Source organism: Pseudomonas agarici (genome assembly GCF_900109755.1).
Taxonomy (GTDB): domain Bacteria; phylum Pseudomonadota; class Gammaproteobacteria; order Pseudomonadales; family Pseudomonadaceae; genus Aquipseudomonas; species Aquipseudomonas agarici.
The window spans coordinates 63,755-80,486 of record NZ_FOAR01000005.1 but is presented as its reverse complement, the minus strand read 5'-3'; the positions used below and the strand labels follow the sequence as shown (position 1 = coordinate 80,486).

The 16,732-nt window shown below is 60.5% G+C and carries 12 protein-coding genes, 1 pseudogene and 1 riboswitch; of the genes and pseudogenes, 7 read left to right on the top strand and 6 right to left on the bottom strand.

Features of this window, described 5'->3' with window-relative positions; all coding sequences use genetic code 11:
- Positions 1-4 precede the first annotated feature (4 nt).
- Genes BMX68_RS06465 through cobW form a run of 4 tightly spaced genes read right to left on the bottom strand, consistent with a single transcriptional unit; the run spans position 5 to position 6,538 of the window.
- Positions 5-754: a vWA domain-containing protein gene (locus BMX68_RS06465; RefSeq protein WP_074861948.1), complete on the bottom strand. Its 750-nt coding sequence runs from the start codon at positions 752-754 to the stop codon at positions 5-7.
- Complete coding sequence (locus BMX68_RS06460; protein WP_017133775.1) at positions 679-1,680, bottom strand: magnesium chelatase ATPase subunit I; 1,002 nt, start codon at positions 1,678-1,680, stop codon at positions 679-681. Before BMX68_RS06460 ends, BMX68_RS06465 begins: the two co-directional genes overlap by 76 nt.
- A gap of 12 nt (positions 1,681-1,692) precedes the next feature.
- Positions 1,693-5,466, bottom strand: a complete 3,774-nt coding sequence (gene cobN / locus BMX68_RS06455; RefSeq protein WP_017133774.1) for a cobaltochelatase subunit CobN — start codon at positions 5,464-5,466, stop codon at positions 1,693-1,695.
- A gap of 4 nt (positions 5,467-5,470) precedes the next feature.
- Positions 5,471-6,538 (bottom strand): cobalamin biosynthesis protein CobW, encoded by a 1,068-nt coding sequence (gene cobW / locus BMX68_RS06450; protein WP_017133773.1) that lies wholly within the window; start codon positions 6,536-6,538, stop codon positions 5,471-5,473.
- A gap of 140 nt (positions 6,539-6,678) precedes the next feature.
- Positions 6,679-6,884: riboswitch (cobalamin riboswitch) on the bottom strand.
- Between the two features lie 90 nt (positions 6,885-6,974).
- On the opposite strand from cobW, the gene BMX68_RS06445 reads away from it, so the two are divergent.
- Positions 6,975-8,282 (top strand): glycosyltransferase, encoded by a 1,308-nt coding sequence (locus BMX68_RS06445; RefSeq protein ID WP_017133772.1) that lies wholly within the window; start codon positions 6,975-6,977, stop codon positions 8,280-8,282.
- Here BMX68_RS06445 and BMX68_RS06440 read toward each other — a convergent pair.
- Both BMX68_RS06440 and cobF read right to left on the bottom strand, forming a co-directional pair.
- Positions 8,277-10,595 (bottom strand): glycoside hydrolase, encoded by a 2,319-nt coding sequence (locus BMX68_RS06440; RefSeq protein WP_026013378.1) that lies wholly within the window; start codon positions 10,593-10,595, stop codon positions 8,277-8,279. The two genes, BMX68_RS06445 and BMX68_RS06440, sit on opposite strands and share 6 nt — an antisense overlap.
- A gap of 124 nt (positions 10,596-10,719) precedes the next feature.
- On the bottom strand, positions 10,720-11,481 hold the full coding sequence (cobF, locus tag BMX68_RS06435; protein ID WP_017133770.1) for a precorrin-6A synthase (deacetylating): 762 nt from the start codon (positions 11,479-11,481) through the stop codon (positions 10,720-10,722).
- 133 nt (positions 11,482-11,614) lie between these two features.
- Between cobF and BMX68_RS06430 the strand changes: the two genes are divergently transcribed.
- From BMX68_RS06430 to BMX68_RS06405, 6 genes and pseudogenes are all read left to right on the top strand, one after another.
- Positions 11,615-12,520 (top strand): AraC family transcriptional regulator, encoded by a 906-nt coding sequence (locus tag BMX68_RS06430; protein ID WP_017133769.1) that lies wholly within the window; start codon positions 11,615-11,617, stop codon positions 12,518-12,520.
- Between the two features lie 375 nt (positions 12,521-12,895).
- A pseudogene (locus BMX68_RS06425) lies at positions 12,896-13,189 on the top strand (recombinase family protein); the annotation flags it as partial.
- Positions 13,075-13,545 carry an AAA family ATPase gene (locus tag BMX68_RS26625; RefSeq protein ID WP_428829781.1) on the top strand — a complete coding sequence of 157 codons (471 nt, stop codon included), beginning with the start codon at positions 13,075-13,077 and terminating at the stop codon, positions 13,543-13,545. The pseudogene BMX68_RS06425 and the gene BMX68_RS26625, both read left to right, overlap by 115 nt.
- A gap of 439 nt (positions 13,546-13,984) precedes the next feature.
- Positions 13,985-14,269: a hypothetical protein gene (locus BMX68_RS25840; protein WP_169316122.1), complete on the top strand. Its 285-nt coding sequence runs from the start codon at positions 13,985-13,987 to the stop codon at positions 14,267-14,269.
- The gene (locus BMX68_RS06410; protein ID WP_176987670.1) at positions 14,238-14,978 is read left to right on the top strand and encodes a hypothetical protein; all 741 of its coding nucleotides are present in this window, start codon (positions 14,238-14,240) and stop codon (positions 14,976-14,978) included. The genes BMX68_RS25840 and BMX68_RS06410 overlap by 32 nt, the downstream gene beginning before the upstream one ends.
- A complete protein-coding gene (locus tag BMX68_RS06405; protein ID WP_017133765.1) occupies positions 14,975-16,003 on the top strand; it encodes a membrane protein in 1,029 nt (342 codons plus the stop codon). The genes BMX68_RS06410 and BMX68_RS06405 overlap by 4 nt, the downstream gene beginning before the upstream one ends.
- Positions 16,004-16,732 lie beyond the last annotated feature (729 nt).

Sequence of the window (16,732 nt, the reverse complement as noted above, 5' to 3'; positions counted from 1 at the left end):
CGCTTCAACGGCTCAATAGCAGCTCCAGGGCTTCGATATGCCAATAGTCTGCCTTGAGCTCGCTTGCCAGTTGTCGCGCTCGGCCCAGGCGGATCGGTGTTTTTTCCAGGTCGATCAACAGCGTGGGACAGTTAAACGGCGTCGGCGCTGTCCAAGCTTTGAGGCGTCCATCGGTCAGCAGCAGCACCCTGTGTTGCTCCAGGGCGAAGCGTTTTTGTCGCCCCCTCAACCACTCGCTCGCCTCCTGCAAGGCCGCCAGCAATGGCGTGCCACCACCCGCCCCCAACGCCTCCAGCCAGCCACGCAAGCCGCTGGAGGCCTTAAGGCCCTGGATCTGCCAATGCGGTCGATGACCGCTGGCGGTCAATAACGCCAGGCGCGCGCGCTGGCGGTAGGCGTCGTCGAACAGTTGGGCCAGGAGACCCTTGGCGTCACTCTGGGCCTGGTGCCGGCGGATGGACGCCGAGGCATCGACAATCACCAGCCACAATTCATGGGGCGCGCTGCCGCCGGGGTGAAAACGCAGGTCGCGACGCAGCCGTGGCCGGCCGCCCAGCAGGGTCTCGCACCAAGCGATTGCCTTACCTTCGTCGGCTCGGCCTATACCCCGCCGGCCCTTGGGAATTCGCCCCGCCTGGGCTTTGGCATTCGCCCCTGGCGTCAGTCGAGGGCGAATGCCTAAGGCTTTTTTGGCCAGTGCGGGATTTCCCGACGAGCCCCCACCGGCAATCCCTGGGGAGGCAACTCGCCCCATTGGCCCTGGCCCTGGGCCGAATTCGATTCCCGTTGTACGTTGTCGGCAGCACTCGATGTCTGTGCAGCCGGCGGACTCTTCTGTCGCCGATGGCGCAGGGCAAACTCGGCGACCGCCTCGATATCTTCTTCGGTGATCTGCTGTCCGCCACGCCAGGCAGCATGGGCCCGCGCCGCCCGCAGCCAGACCAGGTCCGCCCGCAGGCCATCGACCCCGGCGGCAAAACAACGCTCGGTAATCTGTGCCAGGGTCTGATCATCCAGGGCAATGGCTGGCAACAACGCCCGCGCCTGTTCACAACGCTGGCGCAGCGCCTGTTGCGGCTGTTCCCATTGTTCACAGAACGCCTGTGGATCGCTGTCGAAATTCAATCGGCGTCGAATGATCTGCCCACGCTCGGTCGGTAGTGGCTGGCCGCTCAACGCCACATTCAGGCCGAATCGGTCGAGCAGTTGCGGACGCAACTCGCCCTCCTCCGGGTTCATGGTACCGATCAGCACGAAACGCGCCGCATGCCGGTGGGAGATGCCGTCGCGCTCGATCAGGTTGGTGCCGCTGGCTGCCACATCGAGCAGCAGGTCCACCAGATGGTCCGCCAGCAGGTTCACCTCGTCGACGTACAACACTCCGCCGTCGGCCTTGGCCAGTACGCCGGGGGAAAATTGCGCACGGCCTTCGCCCAGGGCGGCATCCAGGTCGAGGGTGCCGACCAGGCGCTCCTCGGTGGCACCGAGGGGCAAGGTGACGAACTGACCACTGGCAAGCAGATCCGCCAGCCCTCGGGCCAGGGTCGACTTGGCCATGCCACGCGGCCCTTCGATCAGCACACCGCCGATCTTCGGGTCGATGGCGGTCAGGCACAGCGCCAGCTTCAGCGCATCGGCACCCACCACCGCCGACAGCGGGAAATGCAGGGAGTCACTCATTGTGCATACACCTCAGGAATCTTCCTCTATATCCAGCAGCAGGTTTTCCAGGGCCTGGCGATACTCCCCAGGTTCACGCCACAGGCCGCGCTGTTGGGCCTCCAACAAGCGTTCGGTCATATCCCGCAGGGCATGGGGATTATGCTCGCGGACAAACTCGCGGGTATCGGCATCAAGTACGTAGGCATCGGCCAGTAAGGCGTACTGGTGATCGTCGATCAGTTGGGTGGTGGCATCGAAGGCGAATAGATTGTCGACCGTTGCCGCCAGTTCGAAGGCGCCCTTGTAACCATGGCGCTTGACCCCGTCAATCCACTTCGGGTTGGCCGCCCGGGAGCGGATCACCCGATTCAGCTCTTCCTTGAGGGTACGCACCTTCGGCAGGTCTGGCTGGCTATGGTCGCCATGGTAGCTGGCCGCCCTGTCGCCACGCAGGCTTTCCACGGCGGCCAACATACCACCTTGGAATTGGTAGTAATCGTTGGAGTCGAGCAGGTCGTGCTCGCGGTTGTCCTGGTTGTGCAGCACGGCCTGGACCTGACTCAGGCGCTGGGCAAACACCGTCCTGGCGGCTGTGCCTTCGTCGGAGCCGCCATAGGCGTAGCCGCCCCAGTTCAGGTAGACCTCGGCAAGGTCGTCGCGGCTTTGCCAGAGACGTGCGTCAATCGCATTCTGTACGCCAGCGCCATAGGCTCCAGGCTTCGCGCCGAAGATCCGCCAGCCGGCCTGGAGTGCAGCCTGCTCCGCACTCAGTCCTTGGACTTGCAGTTGCTCGCGTTCGTGACGCACCTTGGCGGCCAGCGGATTCATGTCCTCGGGCTCATCCAACGCCGCCACCGCTTGTACCGCCGCGTCGAACAAGCGGATCAAGTTGCCGAAGGCATCGCGGAAGAATCCCGAAACCCGCAAGGTGACGTCCACCCGCGGGCGGTCCAGCAGGCTCAGCGGCAGGATCTCGAAGTCATCGACCCGTTGGCTACCCGTGGCCCAGACTGGTCGCACGCCCATCAACGCCATGGCTTGGGCGATATCGTCGCCGCCGGTGCGCATGGTGGCCGTACCCCAAACCGACAGGCCGAGCTGGCGCAGGTGGTCGCCGTGGTCCTGTAGGTGGCGTTCGAGAATCAGGTTGGCGGATTGAAAACCGATACGCCAGGCCGTGGTGGTCGGCAGGTTGCGCACATCCAGGGAGAAGAAATTGCGCCCGGTGGGCAGCACGTCGAGGCGTCCGCGACTCGGCGCGCCGCTGGGGCCTGCCGGTACGAAGCGTCCCTCCAGGGCCGTGAGCAAGCCTTGCATCTCGGCCGGACCGCAGGCATCCAGACAGGGTGCGACGTGGCTCAACAAACCGTCGATAATGCTGCGCACCTCGGCCCACAGATCACCGTCAGCCACCACCGCCGATCCGGCCAGGGACTGCTCGATCAGTTGCGCGGCATACAGTTCCAGGCGCTCGCGGCTGTCGCCGGCGGTGCGCCAGGTCTCGTCGCTGATCATCTGCAAGGCGTGTGGACGGCTCCCGGTCCAGGGTTCGGCCAGAGCGCAATCAAGCGGGTCGAAGCCCAGCTCGAAGGCCTTGGCCAAGGCTCGCAGCAGGCTGGACTGGGCACCACGACCGTCGCCTCGGGGAATGCGCAGTAACGCCAGCAGGGTGTCGATACGCTGGCGCCCGTCCGGCGACTCACCGAAGATGTGCAGCCCATCGCGAATCTGCGACTCCTTCAAGTCGCAGAGATAGGTGTCCAGGCGCGGCAGCCAGATCGCTGCATCGGCATCACTGTTGAGCCTGGCATCCAGTTGCAGCTCGCGGTCGATCCGAGTCTCGCGAACCCGTTGCAGAATATCGCGCTGCAGTTCCCTGGCGCGCCGTGGATCGAGCAACTGCGCGTCGTAGTATTCGTCGGCCAGCAGTTCCAGGTCACGTAGCGGGCCGTAGGTTTCTGCTCGAGTCAGCGGCGGCATCAGGTGGTCGATGATCACCGCCTGGGTCCGGCGCTTGGCCTGGGCGCCCTCGCCCGGATCATTGACAATGAACGGATAGATATTCGGCAACGGCCCCAGCAGTGCATCCGGCCAACAGTTTTCCGACAGGCCAACCCCCTTGCCGGGCAACCACTCCAGGTTGCCGTGCTTGCCGACATGGATCACGCCGTGGGCGCCGTAGACGTGGCGCAACCAGAAATAGAACGCCAGGTAACCGTGGGGGGGCACCAGGTCCGGGTCGTGGTAGACCGCACTGGCATCGACCTGATAACCCCGGGCCGGCTGGATGCCGACAAAGGTCAGGCCGAACCGCAGGCCGGCCACCATCATCCGTCCGCTGCGAAACATTGGATCGTTTTGTGGGCTGCCCCAACGAGCGAGCACGGCTTGGCGATTGGCCTCGGGCAGACGGTCGAACAGCGCCTGATAGTCCGCCAGCGCCAGACTCTGATGGCAGGGCCGCATGTCGAGACTGTCGAAGTCGTTGCTGACCCCGCCGAGCAAGGCCTGGATCAGCCCGGTGCCGTTGGCGGGCAACTCATCGCTCAACGGGTAGCCCTCGGCCTGCAAAGCCCGCAGGATATTCAGGGCCGCTGCTGGCGTGTCGAGGCCGACGCCATTGCCAATGCGCCCGTCGCGGGTCGGATAGTTGGCCAGGATCAAGGCGATGCGTTTGTCGCCATTGGCCACTCGCGCCAGTTCGACCCAGCGCCGCGCCAGTTCGGCGACAAAGTCCATGCGCTCGGGCTGCGCTCGATAGCACACCACATCACTCTGGCTGCGCTCGCTGCGCCATGCCAGGTCCTTGAAGCTGATGGGCCGACTGATGATCCGACCGTCCAACTCCGGCAAGGCGATATGCATCGCCAGGTCCCGTGGTCCCAGCCCTTGCTCGCTGGCCAGCCAGCCAGGCTCGTTGTCCTGGGCGCAGATGGCCTGGATCACTGGGATATCGCGACGGAACGGACGCAGATGCGGCGCTTCGAGGCTCGACTGGGCGAACCCGGTGGTGTTGAGAATCACCGCCGCCGCGCCCTCGTCCAGCCAGTCCTCGACCACGGACAGGCAACCGGGCTCCTTGAGACTGGCCACGGCGATCGGCAGGGGATTCAGCCCAGCGTTGCGCAAACGCTGACAGAACACATCGATAAAGGCGGTATTGGCCGCCTGCAGGTGCGAGCGATAGAACAGCACTGCCGCCACCGGCAGGTCGACCTGCCAATCGGCCCGCCAGTCAGCCAGTTGCGCGTCACCCAGGCGCGGATGGTAGATCGCCGTGCGCGGCAATGTCCGCGGCTCCTGCCACGGATAGTCGCGCCCCAGCCAGGTACTGGCCAGGCAACGGTACAACTGCAAGGCATTGCCCAGACCGCCCTGGCGCAGGAAGTGCCAGAGCCGCTCGCCCTGTGCCGCCGGGACGTTGCTCAGGTCGCTCAGCGCCGGGTCGGGCCGGTCATCGCCCGGTACCAGGATCAACGTCACACCGCGCTCGGCCAGTTGCACCAGGCGCTCGATACCATAACGCCAATAGCCGATACCACCGTGCAGCGACAACAGAATGACCTTGGCATGTTGCAGCACCTGGTCGACATAGAGGTCGACCGAGGCATGATTTTGTACCTGCATCGGATTGGCCAGACGCAGGCTGGGATAATCCGGCGACAATTGCCGCGCCGCCTCGGCGAGCAACGCCAGGCTGGAATCGCCGCTGCACAGGATCACCAGCTCGGCGGGCGTTTGTCCAAGGTCGGCGATATTGTCGTCCGAGACGAAACCGCCGGGCTGGGTCCTGAGCAGATGCATGGGATCAGGCCGTCAATGCGTTACGAAGCGTCGATTCGAGCAACGCGGCGTCCAGTTCCTGACCAATCAGCACCAAACGAGTGACCCGCGACTCGTCAGCACCCCAGGCGCGGTCGAAGTGCTTGTCGAAACGAGTGCCCACGCCCTGGATCAGCAGGCGCATCGGTTTGTTGGGAATCGCGGCGAAGCCTTTGATCCGCAGGATGCCGTGTTGCACCACCAACTGGGTCAGGGCATCGAGCAACAGGCTTTCGTCGGCTTGCGGCAGCTCGATGGAGATCGAGTCGAAGGCATCGTGGTCGTGGTCGTCGTGATCATCGCCGTCGTGGTGATGGTCATGGTGACTGTGGCGACCGTCGATATGTGCCTCGGAACCGGCGCCCAGCCCCAGCAACACGTCCAGCGGCAGACGCCCGCTGCTGGCTTCGATGACCTTCACCGCTGGCGGCAGCTCTTCGGCCACTTCCAGGCGGACCCTGGCCAGATCTGCGGGGCTGATCAGGTCGGCCTTGTTGAGGATCACCAGGTCGGCGCTCGACAGTTGGTCGGCGAACAGCTCATGCAGTGGCGACTCATGGTCCAGGTTCGGGTCGAGCTTGCGCTGGGCATCCACTTGGTCCGGGAACGCGGCAAAGGTGCCAGCGGCGACGGCTGGGCTGTCGACCACGGTGATCACCGCATCGACGGTGCAGGCACCGCGGATTTCCGGCCACTGAAACGCCTGGACCAGCGGCTTGGGCAGTGCCAGGCCGGAAGTTTCGATGAGGATATGGTCGAGGTCGCCGCGACGGGCCACCAACTCACGCATCACCGGGAAGAACTCTTCCTGTACGGTGCAGCACAGGCAACCGTTGGCCAGCTCATAGACGCGGCCATTGGCTTCTTCCTCGGTGCAGCCAATGGTGCACTGTTTGAGGATCTCGCCGTCGATACCGAGTTCGCCGAACTCGTTGACGATCACCGCGATACGGCGGCCTTGGGCGTTGTCCAACATATGGCGCAGCAAGGTGGTCTTGCCCGAGCCGAGAAAGCCGGTAACGATAGTGACGGGAAGTTTGGCCAGTGTTTTCATCGGATGCCCTTTGGCAAAAGTAGCGGGCATACGGGACGAAAGCCGCTGCCGGCAACGGGCGCGGAAAGCTTCGCCACCGGATCACCCCGCCCGGTTACGGGATCCTACGCTACCGCCCAGGCGAGTTTCGTAGAGTCCCTGTGAGAATCTGTCACGAGGCAGGTCTCCTGGCTTACGGTCGGGCGTGCGGAGTGACTCCGATCCGCCGATTCCCGCGCCTTCCCGCCAGAGGCAGTGGCTTTGCAGGGTTATCGAGCCGTCTACAGTTGCGGGGGCAGCCGCGGCTTACCGCGTTCCCTTCTTAGCTTCGGCCAGATGCCGAAGAACCTCGAACCTGCAAGGCTACGCAGTGCATGGGAACAGGTCAATCTCGGCGGCCGCTGTGGTTTAATTGCACCCCTTCTCTTGCCCTGCCCGCTTCAAGGAAACGCTGCCCATGAGTGCCACCGACACCACCCACGTCCTGGTTATCGGTTATGTCTGGCCCGAACCCCGGTCCTCGGCTGCCGGCGGGCACATGATGCAGATTCTCGAAAGCTTCCTCGAAGCCGGCTGGCGGATTACTTTTGCCAGCCCCGCCAGTGCCGGAGAACACAAGGCCGATCTACACAGCCTGGGCATCGACGAGCAGATCATCGAGCTCAACAACAACAGCTTCGACCGTTTCATCAGCGACTTGAAGCCGGATGTGGTGCTGTTCGACCGCTTCATGATGGAGGAACAGTTCGGCTGGCGGGTCGAGCAACACTGCCCAGACGCCGTGCGCGTGCTGGAGACCTCGGACCTGCAAGCCTTGCGCGATGCCCGCCAGCAGCAGCTCAAGGCACGCCTGAAGGCTGACCCGGACCTGAATGACTTCACGGCGCTGTTCGCTCCCGAGCTGAGTGAGGTGTTCCGGCAGATGAGCGACACTGACCTGGCCAAAAGGGAAATCGCCGCGATCTACCGTTCGGACCTGAGCCTGATGATTTCCGATCTCGAGATTCGCCTCTTGACCGAACAGTTCCAGCTAGCGCCGGCCTTGCTGCACTGGTGCCCACTGATGGTTGAGCAACCCACCACCTTCACTGCCTTCGAAGACCGCGCACACTTTATCAGCATCGGCAATTTCCGCCACGCGCCGAACTGGGACGCGGTGCTCTGGATGAAAACCACCCTCTGGCCGTTGATTCGCCAGCAATTGCCGGGGGCGCAGCTCCATATCTACGGTGCCTACACGCCACCCAAGGCGACCGCGTTGCACAACCCCGCCCAGGGTTTTTATGTGATGAACTGGGCCGAGGACGCGCTGCGGGTGATGAGTGCGGCGCGCATCTGCCTGGCGCCGTTGCGCTTTGGCGCCGGTATCAAGGGCAAGCTCGCCGATGCGATGCTCTGTGGCACGCCGAATATCACCACGCCGATCGGTGCCGAGGCCATGCACGGCGAACTGCCCTGGCCCGGCGTCATCGGGACCAGTGCCGAGGCCTTGGCACAGGCGGCGGTCCAATTGTATCAGGATCAATCGTCATGGCTGCAGGCCCAGGCAAACGGCAAGGCCTTGCTGGCGGCCCGTTATGACCGACGGCTTCACGGCCCGGCCCTGGTCGCACGCATAGAGCGCTGCCGGCAGCAGTTGGTACGGCATCGACGCGATAATTTCACCGGGGCGATGCTACGTCATCACCATCACAAGAGCACCCAATACATGGCCCAGTGGATCGAAGCGAAAAACCGCATAATCGGCGGGTCATGCTCGTCATGAAGCCGAAGCGAAGAGTTGACTGATTTCGATCAACTGCGGCTCCTGATCCGGTACCAGGACCAATGCCGAGCGCGGTGGCAGCCGCCGCCCTTCCGGTGATCGCATAGTTTTCAGGCTGAAATTCACGGTGATCAGGGTACCGTCGGCAAACACCGAGCGTTGCAGTAGACGATTGGCCGACAACACCTGGAAATCGCTCATACGCTCGACGAACAGGCGCTCGTGCAATGGCCGGAACACCCGATCATAGGCGCTGATGAACGGCAAGTCGCGAGCCAGTACTTGATCATTGAGGTGGTACAGCGGCGGCACCATGTACAGCAACTGCAACAGCGCCGTATGCTCACGTTCGCTGGAAAATTTCAACGAGCTGTATTCCCAATGGTGCGTGCTGACCAGGCTGTCGTGGAGCACCAGTTGATACAACGGCAGCCGGAACTGCGCGGAGGTCACAAACCGCGCAATCGAAGGTTTAAGGGGCACCGGCTTGAAGTACAGGGCCGGAGTTTCCGGCGGCCAGTAGCCCCCCCGGTAATAGGCCGACTGCTTGTGCTTGCCGATATCCGGGTCCATCCAGGCAAACGGCTGGGTAGCGATGCCATGACTGTAGGCAATATGCGGTGCGTAGTGCGCCAATCCACCTTCGCTGCCCGTGACCAAGTCCAGGGCATGGGTTGGAAACAACAGGCGGCGAGTACGGGCTTGGGCATCCTCACGTTCACTGGTTTCCCGCCCTGGGGTGTAGTCCTTGAGTTCGGGGCCGGCTGCATCGACATCGAGGAAATAGCTGTTGAGACGTGCCGCTTTCGCCACTGCCGAGATCCTTCGTTGCGCGTAAGGTTCGACCAACCGAGCGTTGACATAGACACCCCGGCCACTGAAACCACGCACCTTGTCACCTTTGCTGTCCCGATAGCCGGCTGCGGCCAGCTCATCGCCCATTTGCGCCGTGGCCCAAGTCGCTCGCAGGTTCGAGGGGTGTGCACTACCATAGCTGTCGTAGACGGCAACCAGATAGCCCGAAGCCTTGGCCGCCTCCACCGCTTCGGGGTGCCACATGGCGTCACGCCAATCATCGGCGCCCAACCAGGCCTTGATCAGGCCGGCTTGCTGCAAGGCGGCTACGGTATCGAGCGACAGTCCGCCCCCCCAGCGTCGAGGCGCCACCAGCCACGGACCGAAGGCCTCGACCAATTGCTCGCGAACTTTATGCCCCCAGACCACGTTGGCCGCCGGATCATGCTTGCCCGGCAAGGGTTCGACCGGCACCAGCGGCAAGGCATGTGGCAACGCCGTATTGAGGGCACGGGTCACTTCGGTCTGGCCGAAGATCGAAACACCTGTTGGCCGAACCTGCGCCTCCAACAGGGCCGCCACGAAACTTTCCCGTGCGGCTGAATCAAACGCTTCCCACAACCGTGAGGCCAGATGCCGGGGATCAGCCCGGTGCGCGGCAAAAAACTTCAGGAACGCCGGCCAATCGGCAATATCCACGGCTTTCAAGGGGCCGGCGCCCCACAAGTAGATATGCGGGGCGCCGCCCAGCCTGGCGACCTGGGGCTGAAGTTCGATTTTCTGTTTCAATGAAACGAAACGGTCATGCTTGAGCAGCCACTCGCGATAAAAGCGTGCACCGTACAATGGATCCCGTGGGCCGATCATCACACTGACGGTATACGCCGCGCCCTCGGCCAGCCGGTTGAATTCGTGACTGATTCGCGGCAGCGGCCGTTGATCCTGCTCGATGATGCTAAAGCGTGTATCGAAAGGGGTTTGCACCAGCCAAGTCACTGAGTGATCCGCGCGCAGTTCGGTCCAGAACGGCATCGACAGCAGCCCGTTCAGCGCATCTGGCTCATAACGCCTTACCAGCCAGTCCAGCCATTGGCGATCATCGCCAGGAATATAACTGCCCTCGCCGAACGGTATGGCATGGGCCTCGATGGCAGTTGCTTCCGCGGGTTTGGGCCATTCCAGACGAGCCGGTTTATTGGCTCGCACCGAGAGACGCAAGGCGTCCTGCTCGATACCGACCTCAACCTGGAACTGATCGGTACCGTTGCGAATACGCCAGCGCCAGCCCTCCAGATCACTTGCCCTGGCGGTCTCGGGGAATGCCGCCGCACTCAGTACCGAGACTTCGCCATTATCCCGGCACAAGGTCATCTCCAGGGTAGCCGGGTCGATGCTGAATACCCCGCCACTGTAGGCCAGGTCGACTCGTACCTGCCCGAACGCAGGTAAGCTGGTCAGCAGCAGGGCAAACACCAAGGGCCGCCACTGAAGTCGATCGATAGCTGGTATGGAGCTCATGGCGTTCTAACAGTCTCACAGGCTATTGTCGGATCCCGCGGACACTAAACGACACCGCCCGTCTTCTCTGTAAGAACGGTCTTGTAGCAACGCAGGAAACATCGCCGAATCAAGGCCAGAGTACTTACTCGTCCGAATTCACAGGGCGACGCAGCAGGTAGGTATCCATGATCCAACCCTTGCGCAGCCTGGTGGCCTCGCGCTGTTCGCGAATCAATCCCTGCACCTCATGAAGCTTGCCGCTCACCAACAGTTCATCCTCGGTCCCCAGGTATGCTCCCCAGTAGATTTCCAGCGCCTGGTCGGCGAACTGAGCAAAAGCGCAATGCGCATCGAGCATCACCACCACATTGTCCAGGTCAGCCGTCTCCAAACGCCGCCCTGTGGTGATGCGGATCGGTTCGCCGATGCGATTCAGCGCAATGCGATGGCGTGCCGCCAGCGCCTGCACGCTGCTGATCCCGGGAATCACCTCGACCTCGAACGCCGAGCCGCCCAGGGCCACGACCCGATCAAGGATGCGCAAGGTACTGTCATACAACCCCGGATCGCCCCAGACCAGAAAGGCGCCGCACTCATTCTCGGCCAACTCTTCGTCGATCAACCGGGCAAACAATTCGGCACGCTGTTCATGCCAACGTTCAACACCCGTCCGGTAGGACCCGTCGGCGTTTTCACGGAGCGGATCACTGACCTGCACCAGGCGGTAATCGGGCTGTTCGATATAAAGCCGGCAGATTTCCTGACGCACACGCAACAGTTCATCCTTGGCCTGCCCCTTATCCAGCAGGAAAAATACCGAGGCCCGGTTCAGGGCCTTGATGGCCTGCACGGTGATCTGTTCCGGATGACCGGAACCGATACCAATCAATAGAATGGTCTTCACTGTTTTGCTCCTCAATGAAGGGCCTGCAAAGCCATGGCCACGGGGTTACGCCGATCCGAACGTCGGCGCAAGGCTGGCGGACGGCAGGCGAAGGAGGCATTATCTGACGGCGAGAACAATAAAAGCACCTCCAATGACCCGAACAACCCGCGTCACCGATCCTTCATATGAACTGATGGACGACCATAATGGCCTGTCCATCATCTATCGCCAGCATGGCTTTCCCTGCCCGCTGGTGCGTTGGCATTTCCATAAGGAATACGAACTGCACCTGATCGTCGCCAGCTCTGGCAAGGTCTTCATTGGTGACTATATCGGTAATTTCTACCCGCAGAGCCTGTTCCTGACTGGCCCCAACCTCCCCCACAACTGGATCAGCCAGGTGGCCGAAGGCGAAGTGGTACCCAAGCGTGACATGCTGGTGAACTTCACCGACGAGCTGTTTGAAGAAGGGCATCGGATTTTTGCGGAACTGAAAACCTTGGCGCCATTGCTCGAACGCGCCCAATACGGCATTGAGTTCCGTTGCAAGGACACCATCCGCCAGGCTATGCACTTGATGCAGCGTATCGCCGACTCCCAGGGTGTGACGCGCTTGGGACACTTTCTGATTCTGCTGGAGCTGCTCAGCGTCTGCACCGACTACCAGCTGCTCTCCGGAGCCACCACCCCACAATTGGCCGACGAGAACAATATTGATCGTACCAACCGCGCCGTGGACTACATCTTTGCCCACTACGCCAGGGAGCTGCCGTTGGAGGAGGTTGCCGAGCATCTGGGAATGAAACCCACCTACTTTTCCCGGGTGTTCAAGCAAGCCACGGGACGTTGCTTCGTGGAGTTCGTCAATCGCCTGCGGATCAGCAAATCCTGCGAGTTACTGGCCGATGGCGACAAACCGGTGACTGATGTGTGTTTCGAGTCCGGGTTCAACAATATTTCCAACTTCAATCGACGTTTTCAGCAGCTCAAGGGCATGACACCGTCTCATTATCGACGCCTGGTGGTCCAGCGCCTGACCGAGCAAAATCTTAGCTGATCCAGGTACGACTCCAGTTAGCGCCCCACCTGGTGGCCTGTACGCTTAGCTGTAACGGCTTGCGTTTGAAAACTGGCGCACTCGCAATCAGCGCAATTTCCGGCTCAGATTAACTGCGATTGACGGAGCCCTTTCGCTCACATGAGTTGCGAGCAAGCTTGCATTCAGCCGCGTCGGTTTGCATTCCATTTTGGCTTGCTCACATTAGCTGCGAATGAAACCTTGATCGTAGCCGTCCATTAAACGTAGGTTTGTTGGACAACTGGTTGTGATCGGGTTGCCTGCTCTGAAAACGGCATTATCGGTGTCCAGTAGCAGTTTCCAATTTTCAATATCCGGCTACACTGAGTTTTCGTCTAATATCTGGACGAAACCATGCTGATTGGATATGCCCGAGTCTCAACCGACGACCAACTCCTCGATCTGCAACGCGATGCGTTGGAGAAAGCAGGTTGCGAGCGCCTGTTTGAAGATACCACCAGTGGAGCCAAAGCCGAGCGAATAGGTTTGACTGCCTTGCTGGGCACGCTGCGCAAAGGAGACATCGTGGTGATTTGGCGCCTGGATCGTCTTGGACGCTCGCGGAAGGATCTGATCCGTTTGGTCGAGCAACTGGACGCCGCCGGCGTCGGCTTGCACAGTTTGCAAGAAAGTATCGACACCGCGTCAAACGAGACCTACGCGAACTGGTGAAGAAGAACAAGCGCCCGGTGGCCCTGTTCGTGGATGAAGCCCATGACCTCAATGGTCATACCCTGACGGGGCTTAAACGGCTAATGGAATTGGTCGAAGACGGTGACGGGCGATTGTCAGTGGTGCTGGCTGGCCATCCCCAACTGCGCAATGACCTGCGTCGTCCGACGATGGAGGAAATCGGTTACCGCACCGACATATTCTCACTCGACGGCATCGCCGGTAGTCAGCGCGAATACATTCACTGGCTACTGGAAACCTGCACATCTGAGCCTGTCCCTGGAGGCCCGTCACCTGATAGGCGAGAAACCTGTCTCGGCGGAGCCGATTGAGTCGGTTCTGTCGCGTCAACTGGATGACCTCAAACCAACCCTGACGCGCCATGGATACCGTACTAAAGATCTAGTAGAGCAATTTGACGCCAGGCCCACCGAAATCAAAGCGTTGCTCAGCAACATGCTCGATCCAGCACGAGCCGCTGAGTTGCGCGACAAAATGCTGGCAGCGGGGTTGCCGATTTAATCTGGGAGGGCTATGGAATATGTGCACGTCCAGCCGGCTAATTGCAATTAATGTGACCTCAACAGTAAATGTGACCTCAATTTAAACTACGACGCAAACTCCACAATTCACAGGGGACTGCTGATTTGTTTGAGTGGTCTGAATTTAGCCATAGTAGTTCCTGGCCCGGCCCTGGATGATCAGGGTAAATAAGCAGCCTATGCCCCAACACTCCCCATCATCCAAACAATAGCGCTGTGCCTGAACCCCATGAGAAAAACCACACAGCAGCTAATGATTCACGACATTGCTGCCTGGCAACACCAAGGTTTGATCGACCAGCAAACCCAGGAGCGGCTGAGCGCGCCTTATCAGCGTCCCAACCAACTGTTATCCACGGTGTTGCAATGGCTGGGCATCGGCGCAGTGTTACTGATTGGTTTGGCAATCCTGGGTGGTGTGAGCTACCTCAGCGAGTCGGCCGCCCTCGGCGTTGTGCTGTTTTTTATCACCGGGGGGGACATTGTGGTGGGTCGGGGTACGCCTGGCGCGTGAGCCGGCCGGGCGTATGCCGGTGGCTGGTGTTGCCATTTTGACCATCGGCCTGATGCTGATAGGTGGCAGCCTGTTACTCAGTGGAATTGGCTCCGACGAGGGCCGGTTTGATCGCATCCCTCTGGCACTGCTGGTCACCGCCTTGCTGAGTGTGGCCACGGCCTATCGTTATCACCTACGCTGGCCATTGTTTCTGGGGCTGCTGTGTGCCTTTCACGGCCTTGGCTCCTGGGCGAGTTATGCTGGTGGCGGGTCATATGTGTTCAACATCCAGGACCCGCGAGCCATGGCAGTGATTGCCGGGTTGGCAGCGCTTCTGGGGCTTTGGCACCAGCAGGCGGAAGAAGAGCCGCTCCGCCACTTCAGCGGTTTCGGGCGTTTGTATGTGATTTTCGGACTGCTCTACTTCAACTGCTCGCTGTGGTTTCTCAGCCTTGATAATTACAGCTCGTCCCAATCGGGGCTCTCGATACTGCTATTCACCGTTGGGGCCATCAGCCAGTTGGTAATCGGTGCTCGTTTCAAACACCCCAGCTTCACCGGGTTTGGTGTAGTGTTTCTGGGCATCGACCTATATACGCGCTTTTATGAATACGCCTGGGACCACCTGAGTGTCGCGGCTTTTTTCGCGGTGGCCGGTGTTGTGGGTGTTTTGCTGGGCTGGTTGTTTGAGCGCGCGGCGCTACGTGCCAGGGAGGATCGTCCATGAGCCCGGATCGCCGCAATCGACAGATCCACGATGCCCTTGATCAATGGCTACGCGAGGGGCAGATCGATCCCGTCGCCCACAACCGTATCGGTGAACTGTATCCCTTGACCCGATGGGACTGGCGCTCACTCGGGCGTTGGTTTCTGACGTTCGGTGCCATCAGCCTGGCGGCCAGTCTGCTGTTGTTTCTGCGTGAGCACCTGACGTTCACCCCGCCCAAATTGGCGATCAGCTTGTCAGTGCTGACCTTGGGCCTGTTCGTCGTCGGGCGCTGGTTGCCCGGGAAAGGCTTGAGGATGCTGGGCAGCACCGCCGAACTGCTCGGCGGCTTTGCCCTGATCAGCGTGAGTTTTGTTGTGGGGATGATCTATTCGGACGGCTCCGGCAACTGGCCGGCGCTGCTGCTGATCGATCTCCTAGTCCTGCTGGTGCTCAGCTATGCCTTGGGCAACGTGTTACTGCTGACGTTGTGCAGTGTGTTATTTTTTGTCTGGTTTGGTGGTCGTAGCGGATATGTGTCCGGCTGGGGCGCCTACTGGTTTGGCATGAACTATCCGCTGCGGTTTCTCGGTGCTGCGACGGTGCTGGTGGCTGCGGGGGCGTTGCATATGCGCTGTGAGGCTAGGTTGCTTGCCCGCTACAGTGGGTTTGCCAAGGTGTGGATTTCCTGTGGCCTTTTTGTCGGCGAAATGTCCTTGTGGCTGTTGTCTCTGTTTGGCAGCTACGACTTGATCGACGGGCCGTGGCATTTTGCCGAGGATGGTGAGCTGCTGATGTTCAACTTGCTTTGGGCGCTGGTTAGCCTCGGCGTATTAACGGTGGGACTGCGCCAGCGGTTCGGCATGTTGGTGGGGTATGGCTTAACGTTTTTGATCATCCAGTTGTACACCCTGTTTTTTACCCAACTGGCCGAAACCTTGGGTTGGCTGCTCAGCTTGCTGATCGCCGGCGGTGGTTTGCTGGTCCTGGTGATCTGGCTGGAGTCGCAGCGCCAGAAGCGTCGGGCGGCGATTTCAGAAGCCTGAGCTGACCCCAAAGGCTCTGGGATTGATGACCAACTGGGAAAGCTGGAATACACACGCTGGAAGGACTTACGCTGGTTTTCGGTTCTAGTGCTCCCCCTATAGAAGAATGGAGCCAACCAACGCAACCCGCCTATGGCCTCAGCCTGACGGCTGAGGAGATGTCCCGCTAGGTTTCCGCAAAATGAACGTTTGGTGGTCCGTCAGTCAGTTGCAGTTAATTTGAGCACGCGCAAATGGAATGCAAGCAGACGCCGCTGAACGCAAGCTCAGTCGCAGTTAATGTGAGTACGAGGAGCCCGTCAGTCGCAATTAATTTGAGCCGAAAATTACGTTGATTGCGAGCATGGCCATTTTCGATTGCAAGCCACTACACTTAGCTCGTTAACTCAAGTTCGGATGCCACAAGTCGGTGGCCAATGGCTCGTGGCGCGAATTTGACTCGCAGACCTCTCCATGCGACGCACTAAGGTGCTCACTTTCGACTTGCTTTTATGATGGAACCTGTACTGATTTATCTCTCTTCCAAGGCTTGACTTACGCCCATCCCCTCCCGAACAGCTGTTTCGCCAACCCGCGACATTTCGCCACAGTGCAAAAAAGTATTAATAAGAGTGTGCCCAAGGATTTGTCAGCACGACGATTGAGAGCTGTAATTATCGGCAGATTCTTCCTGGACACCGGAAGAGGCAAAAAACAATAAACCGACCTTCGACCGCCGCCGTGCGCTAG

Bases quoted from the DNA above. Each gene is read 5' to 3' on its own strand.
- BMX68_RS06465 (WP_074861948.1), bottom strand. From the start codon at position 754: ATGGGGCGAGTTGCCTCCCCAGGGATTGCCGGTGGGGGCTCGTCGGGA.
- BMX68_RS06460 (WP_017133775.1), bottom strand. From the start codon at position 1,680: ATGAGTGACTCCCTGCATTTCCCGCTGTCGGCGGTGGTGGGTGCCGAT.
- cobN (WP_017133774.1), bottom strand. From the start codon at position 5,466: ATGCATCTGCTCAGGACCCAGCCCGGCGGTTTCGTCTCGGACGACAAT.
- cobW (WP_017133773.1), bottom strand. From the start codon at position 6,538: ATGAAAACACTGGCCAAACTTCCCGTCACTATCGTTACCGGCTTTCTC.
- BMX68_RS06445 (WP_017133772.1), top strand. From the start codon at position 6,975: ATGAGTGCCACCGACACCACCCACGTCCTGGTTATCGGTTATGTCTGG.
- BMX68_RS06440 (WP_026013378.1), bottom strand. From the start codon at position 10,595: ATGAGCTCCATACCAGCTATCGATCGACTTCAGTGGCGGCCCTTGGTG.
- BMX68_RS06430 (WP_017133769.1), top strand. From the start codon at position 11,615: ATGACCCGAACAACCCGCGTCACCGATCCTTCATATGAACTGATGGAC.
- BMX68_RS25840 (WP_169316122.1), top strand. From the start codon at position 13,985: ATGAGAAAAACCACACAGCAGCTAATGATTCACGACATTGCTGCCTGG.
- BMX68_RS06405 (WP_017133765.1), top strand. From the start codon at position 14,975: ATGAGCCCGGATCGCCGCAATCGACAGATCCACGATGCCCTTGATCAA.